At 59.7% G+C, this 9,633-nt stretch carries 7 protein-coding genes and 1 pseudogene; 6 read left to right on the forward strand and 2 right to left on the reverse strand.

Going from position 1 to position 9,633, the window contains the following annotated elements; all coding sequences use genetic code 11:
- Both R6T97_RS12430 and R6T97_RS12435 read right to left on the reverse strand, forming a co-directional pair.
- Window positions 1-404, reverse strand: a pseudogene (locus tag R6T97_RS12430) (hypothetical protein); the annotation flags it as partial.
- A gap of 108 nt (window positions 405-512) precedes the next feature.
- The gene (locus R6T97_RS12435; RefSeq protein ID WP_410349613.1) at window positions 513-1,205 is read right to left on the reverse strand and encodes a sugar transferase; all 693 of its coding nucleotides are present in this window, start codon (window positions 1,203-1,205) and stop codon (window positions 513-515) included.
- A gap of 501 nt (window positions 1,206-1,706) precedes the next feature.
- On the opposite strand from R6T97_RS12435, the gene R6T97_RS12440 reads away from it, so the two are divergent.
- The 6 genes from R6T97_RS12440 (at window position 1,707) to R6T97_RS12465 (ending at window position 9,622) form a co-directional block, all read left to right on the forward strand.
- The gene (locus R6T97_RS12440) at window positions 1,707-2,588 is read left to right on the forward strand and encodes an ExeA family protein (protein ID WP_410349614.1); all 882 of its coding nucleotides are present in this window, start codon (window positions 1,707-1,709) and stop codon (window positions 2,586-2,588) included.
- Entirely contained in the window at window positions 2,585-4,141 is a 1,557-nt protein-coding gene (locus R6T97_RS12445) for a GumC family protein (RefSeq protein ID WP_410349615.1), read from the forward strand. Before R6T97_RS12440 ends, R6T97_RS12445 begins: the two co-directional genes overlap by 4 nt.
- An 11-nt stretch (window positions 4,142-4,152) precedes the next feature.
- Window positions 4,153-4,971 (forward strand): CpsD/CapB family tyrosine-protein kinase, encoded by an 819-nt coding sequence (locus tag R6T97_RS12450; protein WP_410349616.1) that lies wholly within the window; start codon window positions 4,153-4,155, stop codon window positions 4,969-4,971.
- Window positions 4,972-5,075: 104 nt separating this feature from the next.
- Window positions 5,076-6,818 (forward strand): type I secretion system permease/ATPase, encoded by a 1,743-nt coding sequence (locus R6T97_RS12455; RefSeq protein WP_410349617.1) that lies wholly within the window; start codon window positions 5,076-5,078, stop codon window positions 6,816-6,818.
- Window positions 6,815-8,137: an HlyD family type I secretion periplasmic adaptor subunit gene (locus R6T97_RS12460; RefSeq protein ID WP_410349619.1), complete on the forward strand. Its 1,323-nt coding sequence runs from the start codon at window positions 6,815-6,817 to the stop codon at window positions 8,135-8,137. Before R6T97_RS12455 ends, R6T97_RS12460 begins: the two co-directional genes overlap by 4 nt.
- 168 nt (window positions 8,138-8,305) lie before the next feature.
- Window positions 8,306-9,622 carry a TolC family protein gene (locus tag R6T97_RS12465; RefSeq protein ID WP_410349620.1) on the forward strand — a complete coding sequence of 439 codons (1,317 nt, stop codon included), beginning with the start codon at window positions 8,306-8,308 and terminating at the stop codon, window positions 9,620-9,622.
- Window positions 9,623-9,633 lie beyond the last annotated feature (11 nt).

Consider the following 9,633-nt stretch of genomic DNA (forward strand, 5'->3'; position numbering starts at 1 on the left):
ACGCGCGGGTCATCGGGTGCGAGTTCTGCCGCTTGTGCTCCATGGCGTTCCAGTTCTTCCCAGTTGGTGGCGGCAAAAGCGATCTGGGCCAGCGCGACGCGCGCATCCAGATCGTCAGGGTATTGTTCAGCGAGCCGGAGATACTGACTATAGGCCTGCTGACGGTTGCCACGTTCGTCCAGCAGGATACCTGCCATCATACGCCGCGCCTCGCGGTGGCTGCCATCCAGCTCAAAGACATTGCGCAATGCGACCACGGCGCGGTCATAATCATCCTCGGCGGCCAGCGTCAGCGCATTTTGGTAATATTCCTCGGCGCGCTCTTCGGCGGTTTTGCAGGCAGACAGACCGAGCGAAAGGGTTACAGCAAGGACGGAAAGAATCAGACGGTTACGTAAAAACACGGTGCAGGGTTCCCTTTGCTTCACTGCGCAATCAGGTCACCCCTGCGACGCAGGGGTGACCTTGTGATCATTGGCGTGCGCTGCCATGTGATGACTGCGCGTTCTATATCAGCAGCCGGTGCCGCGCAGCACAACGCCCACCGTCTTGAACAGGATACGCAGATCGGTGGCCAGCGATACAGTTCGTCCATAGGTTTCATCATACTTTATGCGATCAACAAAATCGCAGTCGTTGCGGTCCGATGTCTGCCATAATCCGGTGATACCGGGCGCCAGTTGAAAATAGGCCTGCCCGTCATAAAGCGGCTTTTGCTTGACCATCATCGGACGTGGTCCAACCAGCGACATCGACCCGGCCAGCACATTGAACAACTGTGGCAGCTCGTCTAGCGATGTCTTGCGCAGGATGTTTCCGATGCGGGTAATCCGTGGATCATTTTTCAGCTTTTGAGTGGCGTTCCATTCGGCACGCGCGGCGGGGTTGGCCGCCAGATAGGCTTCCAGCTGGGCGTCGGCATCGGAAACCATCGTACGGATTTTCCACATGCGGAAACTCTTGCCGCCTTTCCCCACGCGCATTTGCGCGTAAAAGGGCTTGCCGCCATCCAAGGTAACTAAAAGCGCCAGCAGCCCCATAACTGGCAACACCAAAGGTGCCGCCAAGAGGATCAAAAGCTTGTCCAGCCCGGGCTTGACCACATTACGGTAAATACCAAACGGTACTCGCCGGTAGGATGCTGCGGGAAAAACAGGCAGATTTGTTGGAACGGATTTTTCAAAATTTATTGAGTTCATCGTCATGGCAACAACACGCCGGAGCAATTCCGACCCTTTCCGATACTAATTAAAACTGCTCAATAAAGCAGTTAGGGTACTAACACGTTTTACTCGGCCCCCATCGAACAAGTACAACCGTTAACATTTTGTTCAGATTCGGGCAAGAATAAGACGGAGCTTTCTCCTTATTTTACAAAAACTTCACTACTTTGAAAGAATCATGGTCGTTAAACAGTCAATGCCTGTCAGTCGGCGTCCATGGCGCACGCGTATTCTGGTTTTTCGCGCTGTATTGTTTACAAAGTCAGCACAATCCAGTGTGCAATTCACAGAATCAGTAGTCCCGCATTGTCGACTGTGTGCATTCTCTGTCATGCTCTTACGGGAACTGCGGTCATCGTCGTGCTGGCATACGCCTTATTATGGAACAAAGTGAGCGCAAACACTGTCCGATTCTGGCGTTGCCATTGTGGCCGGGACTTCAAAACTATATCTGACTGACGCAAACGCTGGGTTCCTTTTTACATGAGTGTCGCGCTTTACAACGATCATTTCGGATTTCGGGAACGGCCCTTCAGCCTGTCCCCCGATCCTGATTTTCTGTTCTGGTCGTCGGCGCACAGGAGCGCCTATGCGGTGCTGGAATACGGGTTGATGACACATGCGCCGCTGACCGTGGTTACAGGCGAAATCGGGACCGGCAAGACGACGCTGGTGCAGGCGCTCTTGCGCCAAATTGACATGGAAATGACGGTCGGGCTGATTTCAAACGCGCAGGGCGACCGGGGTGATCTGCTGCGCTGGGTGCTGAACGCGCTTGATGTGGCCTGTGACGCACGCGCCGACTATGTCACGCTGTTCCAGCAGTTTCAGGATTTTGTCGTGACCGAATATGCCGCCGGGCGGCATGTTTTGCTGATCGTTGACGAAGCCCAGAACCTGGGTCTGGATACGTTGGAAGAGTTGCGGATGCTGACCAACATCAACGCCGGAAAGGATGAATTGCTGCAGATCATGCTGGTCGGTCAGCCCGAACTGCGCGACCTGATCCGCCAGCCGCGGCTGCGCCAGTTTGCCCAGCGGGTCACGGCCGTCTATCACCTTGATCCGATGGATCTGTCCACCACGCGGCAGTATGTCCATCACCGCTTGCATCATGCCGGTGGACAAGGCGATGAAATCACTCCCCCGGCGATTACCTTTATCCATAAAGAGGCCGGGGGCATTCCACGGGTGGTCAACAAGCTGTGTGATATGGCGCTGGTTTATGCGGCCAGCGCTGACAAGCCGCAAGTCGGGCTGGCCATCGTCAGGGAACTGATCCGTGACGGGCTGAACCTGAAAACCATGTCCGACCCACTACTTTTGGATTCCCCTCTGGATCTGCCAGAAAAGGCTGCCGAATGAATTTGGACTTGCGGTTCTATTGGGCGCTGCTGCTGCGCCGTTTGCCGGTGATGACGCTTTTTGTGCTGATCGCGGCGGGCCTTGGCGTGGCGACTGCGCTCAAGCTGCCGGATACGTACACCACATCCGCGCGCCTGCTGGTCGAGGCACCGCAGATCCCCGAACGCATGGTTGCATCGACCGTGCAGACCGATGCGGTCGAACAGCTGGATATCATCCAGCAGCGGCTGATGACGCGGGCCAACATGATCGACATCGCCAACCGGTTTTCCGCGCTGCCCGACCTCCGCGAGATGGAGCCGACCCGGGTGGTTTCTGCGATGGAAGAAGCGACACAGATCCGCCGCACCGCCGGACGCGGACAGGCGACGTTGCTGACGATCAGCTTTACCGCCCGCAGTCCGCAGACCGCCGCCGATGTGGTCAACGAATATGTGACACTGATCCTGCAGGACAGCACATCGACACGCACCGAACAGGTCACCCGCACCCTGCAGTTCTTTCAGCAGGAGGTGCAGCGCCTTGGCGAGGATCTGGACAACCAAAGTGCCACTATCACCCTCTTCAAGGCCGAAAACGCCGATGCCCTGCCCGAGGAACAAAGCTATCGGCTGGGCCGACAGGCGCTGTTGCAGGAACGGCTGGGCCGGATCGAACGAGATATTTCCGCGGCCGAAACCCAGCAGCGTGAAATCATCAGCATTTTTGAGAATACCGGACAGGTACGCGCAGGTTCCGCGCAGGCCCGCCGCACCCCTGAAGAGGCGCAGCTGGCTACCGCCCAGTCCGAACTGGAATTCGCGCTGGCGACCTATTCCGAGACCAATCCGCGGGTGGTTCAGTTGCGCGCCCAGATTGCCCGACTGGAAGCCGTGGTGGCAGGTCAGACGACCAGCGGAATGCCCGAGGCAGATGAGGCTGAACAAGTATCGCCGCAAGAGGCGCTGTTCAACGCTACTCTGTCCGAGATCGAAACCCGCCTTGCCACCCTGCGCGCTGAAGAGGTCGGCACCCGCGCCGAGCTTGAGACATTGCAGCAGGCGATTTCGCGCAGTGCCGCCAACGGAATCGAACTGGCCAGTCTGGAACGGGATTACGAAAACATTCAGGGCCGCTACAACGCAGCACTCAACAACCTGAACCAGGCTCGGATGAGTGAACGGATCGAAACAACCGCACAGGGCCAGCGGATCAGCGTGATCGAATACGCCAACGCCCCAAGCGTGGCCGCTGGACCGAACCGCCCCATGATCGCAATTTTGGGTTTGGCGATGGGTCTAATGCTGGCAGCGGGGTATTTCACCCTGCTTGAGGTGCTGAACCGCACGGTGCGCCGCCCGGACGAACTGACCTCACGTTTCAACATCATCCCGTTGGCCACCATCCCCTATATGGAAAGCCGTCGCCACCGCTTTGCCCGGCGCGCAGGAATGATCGCAGCGATGCTGATCGTGATGACGGGCGTGCCTCTGGGGCTGTGGTACATCGACACAAACTATCAGCCGCTGGAAATTTTGGTCCAAAGGATGCTGGACCGGATTAATCTGGGGTAAAAGGACAGATCATGGCCATGGAAAAACTGCAGGCGGCGCTGGACAAGGCCCGCAAGACACGCACCACCGCGGCGCATCCGCCGCGCACCGCTGCCAACAGCCGGGCCGTATCTGGCCAGACCCGCGGGCAGGACGATCTGTGGCAGGCGCTGGAACCATTCACGGTCAACCCGCGCCATCTGGAAACCCACCGTGTGGTAACCCATGCCGCATCCGAAGCGGCGGCGCCCTTTGATATTTTGCGCACGAAGGTGTTGTTGCAGATGCGCCAGAACGGCTGGAAACGGCTGGCGATCACATCGCCTATGCCGCAATCGGGCAAGACCACCACCGCGTGTAATCTGGCCCTTGGACTTGGTCGGCAGCGCGATCTGCGCGCGATGCTGTTCGATCTGGACCTGCGCGATCCGTCGGTGCACGAATTCTTTGAAACCACCCCGCAGCATGGCATTGACGCGCTTTTGACGGGGCAGGTGGATTTCGCCCAGCAGGGCCTGCGGATCGGTGACAATGTGGCGGTATCGATGTCGCGCGGCCCGGTGGCCGACCCGACGCGGCTGCTGCTGGATGAACAGACCGCTGAGGCGCTGGACAGGATCGAGGCAGAGTATGCCCCCGACCTGATGATCTTCGATCTGCCGTCTGTACTGGTCAATGATGACACCCGTGCATTTTTGAAAAACGTCGATTGCGCGTTGATCGTGATCCGGGCGGATGCGACCCACTACAGCCAGTTCAACACCTGTGAACGGGAAATTGGTGAACAAACCAATGTGCTGGGCGTAGTGCTGAACGCTTATCGCTATGGTGCCAACAGCAAATCCGCCTGACTGGGGCCGAATCTTTCATCCAACGCGCAGACAGACTGTTTCTATTTGGCGTGTAATGCTATGAGCGAAGCAATAGATGGTGAAAAATACCACCAGCAGCAGGCATGACAGGCAAGAAGGCAGGTCCAGACATGGCACAGGCGCAAGATACAGGCGTTAAGGAACTGCGCGCAGCGCGTGATCGCGGCAGGGGCCTGATCATCTGGGCTTTTGTCTTTTCGATCTTCGTAAACCTGCTGATGCTGACCGGCCCGCTTTATATGTTGCAGGTCTATGATCGGGTGCTGTCGTCGCGGTCGGTAGAAACACTGGTCGCGCTTACGGTGCTAGTGGCTGTTCTTTATGCGCTGATGGGTGTGCTGGATTACGCCCGGGGGCGGATCATGGCACGGGTCGGAGCGCGCTTCCAAAGTGCGTTGGACGATCGCGTGTTCGAGGCGACGCTGCGCCGGTCGGTTGATCCGCGCGAACGCAGGGTCGCAGCCGGTGCGCTGCGCGATTTGGATGCGGTGCGTGATCTGTTCACCTCGCCGGTGCTGCTGGCGCTGATGGACATCCCCTGGACACCGATTTTCATCGCCGCCATCTTTCTGTTTCACCCGATGCTGGGCTGGCTAGCGGTCGGGGGCGGGGTCATCATCGTTCTGACTGCAATACTGAACCAGACTTTGACCGCAGCCCGGGTGCGCGCTGTGCAGATCGCGACCCAACAGAGTCAGGATTTTGCCGAAGAAACCCGACACGGTCGCGAGATTGTGCTAAGCCAGGGTTTGCGCGGGGCCATGTCGCAGCGCTATTTGCGTCTGCGCGATACAGCACTTTTCGCCAACATTGGCGCCAGTGACTGGACCGGTAGCTTTGCCGCCTTTACCAAATCGTTCCGGCTATTCCTGCAGTCGGCGATGCTGGGGGCGGGCGCCTATTATGTGCTGTTGGGAGAAATGACGCCGGGGGCAATGATCGCAGGGTCGATTTTACTGGGGCGCGCGCTGGCACCGGTGGAACAGGCAATGGGTCGGTGGGCGGTGCTGCAACGGGGCCGCGCCGGTTGGAGGGCACTGGGCAAATATCTGCAGGCGGTACCTCCGGCCACTGACCGTACCGCTCTGCCGGTACCGAAACCGCGGCTGCAGGTGATCGGGTTGACGGTGGTGCCCCCGGGCGAACGGACACCGACGCTGCGCAACATTTCATTCACGGTAGAACCAGGGCAGGCACTGGGGATCATCGGGCGCAGCGGGGCGGGTAAATCCACGCTGGCGCGCACGCTGGCGGGTTTTTGGCCCATCACGGCGGGCGAGGCCCGACTGGGCGGTGCCACTTTGGACCAATACGACCCTGATGCCTTGGGTCGGCATATCGGCTATCTACCCCAGACCGTCACGCTGTTTTCCGGCACGATCGCCCAGAACATCGCCCGCATGGCGCTGGACCCTGATGAGGCAGCGGTGGTCAAGGCCGCCCAAAGCGCCAATGCCCATGACATGATCCTGCAACTGCCCGGTGGCTATGACACCCCGCTTGATGGCAGCGAAGGCCAGTTGTCGGGCGGTCAGCGCCAGCGCATCGCGTTGGCGCGTGCGCTTTATGACGATCCGGTGTTCCTGATCCTTGATGAACCCAATTCGATGCTGGATGGCAAGGGGGCGGCAGCACTGAACGCGGCTGTCCGCAGCTTCAAGGAGCAGGGCAAGATCCTGATCATCCTGACGCACCGCACCAAGGCAATCGTGGAATGCGATCATATTCTGGCGCTGAACAAGGGCGCTGTCGTGGCCTTTGGTCCGCGCGACGAGATTATTGACGTCTCCGCCACCAGTGAGCCGGACCGGAAGGTGATGACATGACCCGAGATACCACCAGCACCGAAACCCGCGTGCGGCACTGGTCGGCCGGAGTGCCGCTTTGGGCGGGGATCGTCGCATTGGTGGCACTGGTAGGCGGGCTTGGCCTTTGGTCGATCAGCACCACGCTGGCGGGCGCCGTCGTGGCGCAGGGCGTGGTGGAGGTGGAAAGCAACCGGCAGGTCGTGCAGCACCCCGAAGGCGGGGTGGTCGGTGAAATTCTTGTCACGGACAGTGATACAGTGGCGCAGGGTGATGTGCTGATCAGGCTCGACGGGCGGCGGCTGCGGTCGGAACTGGCGGTGATTGATGGCCAGCTTTTGGAAATCAGCGCCCGCAAGGCGCGGCTGATGGCCGAGCGCGATGATGTCGACACCATCACCTTTCCGCCCGCCTTGCGGACCCGAATTTCTGCCCTGCCAGAAGCGGACAATGTCATGGCGGGTGAGGTGACGTTGTTTCACGCCCGCCGCGATGCGATGCAGCAGGAGCGCGCGTTGTTGCGCGAACAGAACCAGCAGATTATCAACCGCACCCGGGGTATAACCGCCCAATTGGATGCACTGCAGGTGCAGGCAGATCTTTTGTACGAGGAACTGGAAGGCCAGCAGCGCCTGCTTGCCCAGCAATTGGCTCAGGCCCAGCAAGTCAGCGAACTGCGGCGCGAACATGCAGGACTTTTGGGCCGGATCGGACAGTTGGACTCAGATCTTTCCGCTTTGCGAGGTGAGGTTGCCAGCAACGAGATTGCGGCTCTGCAATTGCTGACCCGCCGTCGTGAAGAGGCGCTGACGCAGTTGCGCGATCTGGAATTCCGCCAGATCGAACTGATGGAACGCAAAATCGTACTGACTGAAAGCCTGTCACGGCTGGAGTTGCGCGCGCCCACCAGCGGCATCGTCTACGACATGCAGGTGTTCGCCGTGCAGTCGGTGGTACAAGCTGCGGAGCCGCTGCTTTATATCATCCCACAGGATCGGCCACTGGTGGTGTCGGCGCGCGTCGATGCAATCCATATCGATCAGGTCTATCCCGGGCAGGAGGCCGAGCTGCGCTTTCCGGCCTTTGACCAGCGCCAGATTCCTGAAATTCGCGGGCGCATCACCCGGATTTCGGCAGATGTGCTGCAAGACCAGACGACCGGACAAAGTTATTATGCCGCCGAGGTCATGCCAATGGACGCCGAACTGGCCAAGCTGGGCGACTATACATTGCTGCCGGGCATGCCTGTCGAAACCTTCATCCGCACCCGTGACCGCACCCCGCTGGCCTATCTGACCGAACCACTGATGGTATTTTTCACCCGCGCGCTGCGTGAATGATCGCGCGGGGCTGGTGTCGCATTCCTGCAACCCTGATCAAAATATCACACTCTTACAGGCCGTTGCGACGTGACTTTGCCAAAAACCTGTTAACTTCGCCTTAATAATCGCGGCTCCGCTTAAACTGTCAGTCAGGCAGATGGGGCCCAGAGGCAGAAAGAGCAGATAATGCGCAGTGTTGCGATGATCTTGGCCGTTTTGGCTCTGGTCGGCTGTGCTGTCGGGCCGGTTTATACGCCGCCTGAAATGGCATTGCCCGACCGTTATGCACGGCTGGAACCCGTGTCGCAGCCCAGTGCTTCGGACATGCGGTGGTGGCGCCATTTCAATGATCCGCTGTTGACCCATCTGGTTGACACGGCGGTGGCAGGCAACGTCGGCCTCGCCGAGGCGCGTGCGCGTCTGGATGAGGCGGCTGCCATCGCGCGGCGCGATGGTAACCGCTTTTCGGGTAATGCCGATCTGACCCTGACTGATGAGGCCAGTCTCGGTGTGGCCGCCCAAATCGGCCTGGCTGGAGAACAGCGCTGGCGTGCCCGAGGATCAGCACAGCGCCTTGAGGCTGCTCAATTTGACACGCAGGCCACGCGCCGCGCGCTTCTGACAGAGGTTGGCGTGGCCTATGTCGATTTGCGCTTTGCACAGGCCAGCCTGACATTACGCCGACAGGATCTAACCTCGCGTCAGCAAACGTTGAGCGTTATCAGCAGCCTGTTGGATGCGGGTGCCGCGACCCAGCTAGACCTTTTGCGGGCACAGACACTGGTGTCGGAAACCCGGGCACTGATCCCCACGACTGCAGCTGATGTGCTGCGCCAACGTAACCGGATTTCAACCCTCATGGGCCACCCGGTCGGCCAATTGCCGATCAATCTGGATTATCCCGGCACGCAGCCTGATCCAGCCATGCACGTTACCCGTGGCGTGCCCGCCGATCTTTTGCGCGCGCGTCCCGATATTCGGCAGGCGGAACGGCTTTATGCTGCGGCGGTATCGGATATGGGGGCAGCACAGGCGGCCCGCTATCCCAGCCTGTCGTTGCGCGGCGCGGTCACTGCACCGCTGGATGGGGGGGGGAATGGTGGCACTCTTCTGGCCGGTCTGGCTATGCCGCTGTTCAACCAGCCTGCATTAGGCGCGTCTGTCGATGCCGCCGACGCGCGGGTGGACCAAGCCTATCTGCGCTGGCAACGTGCGGTGCTGTCGGCCATCGAAGAGGTCGAAAACGCGCAGGCCGATCTGCAAGCCTCTGCTGCGGCACAGGCCGAGGCCGCGCGTCTGGTCGATTTGAACCGTCAGGCGCTGGCTCTGTCACGTCAGCTTTTGACCAACCGTGGCACGATTACCGTGCTGGATGTGCTGGATCGCGAACGCGCTTTGTCGGCCGCCCGTGCAGGGCTGGCCCGCAGCCAGCGCGACCTCGCGATCGATTACATCGTCCTGCACACTGTCATCGTGCAGGGACATGCGCTGGATGACGGGTAGGATTAGGGCGC

Origin of the sequence: Yoonia sp. (genome assembly GCF_046498525.1) — a bacterium.
Lineage (GTDB): Bacteria > Pseudomonadota > Alphaproteobacteria > Rhodobacterales > Rhodobacteraceae > Yoonia.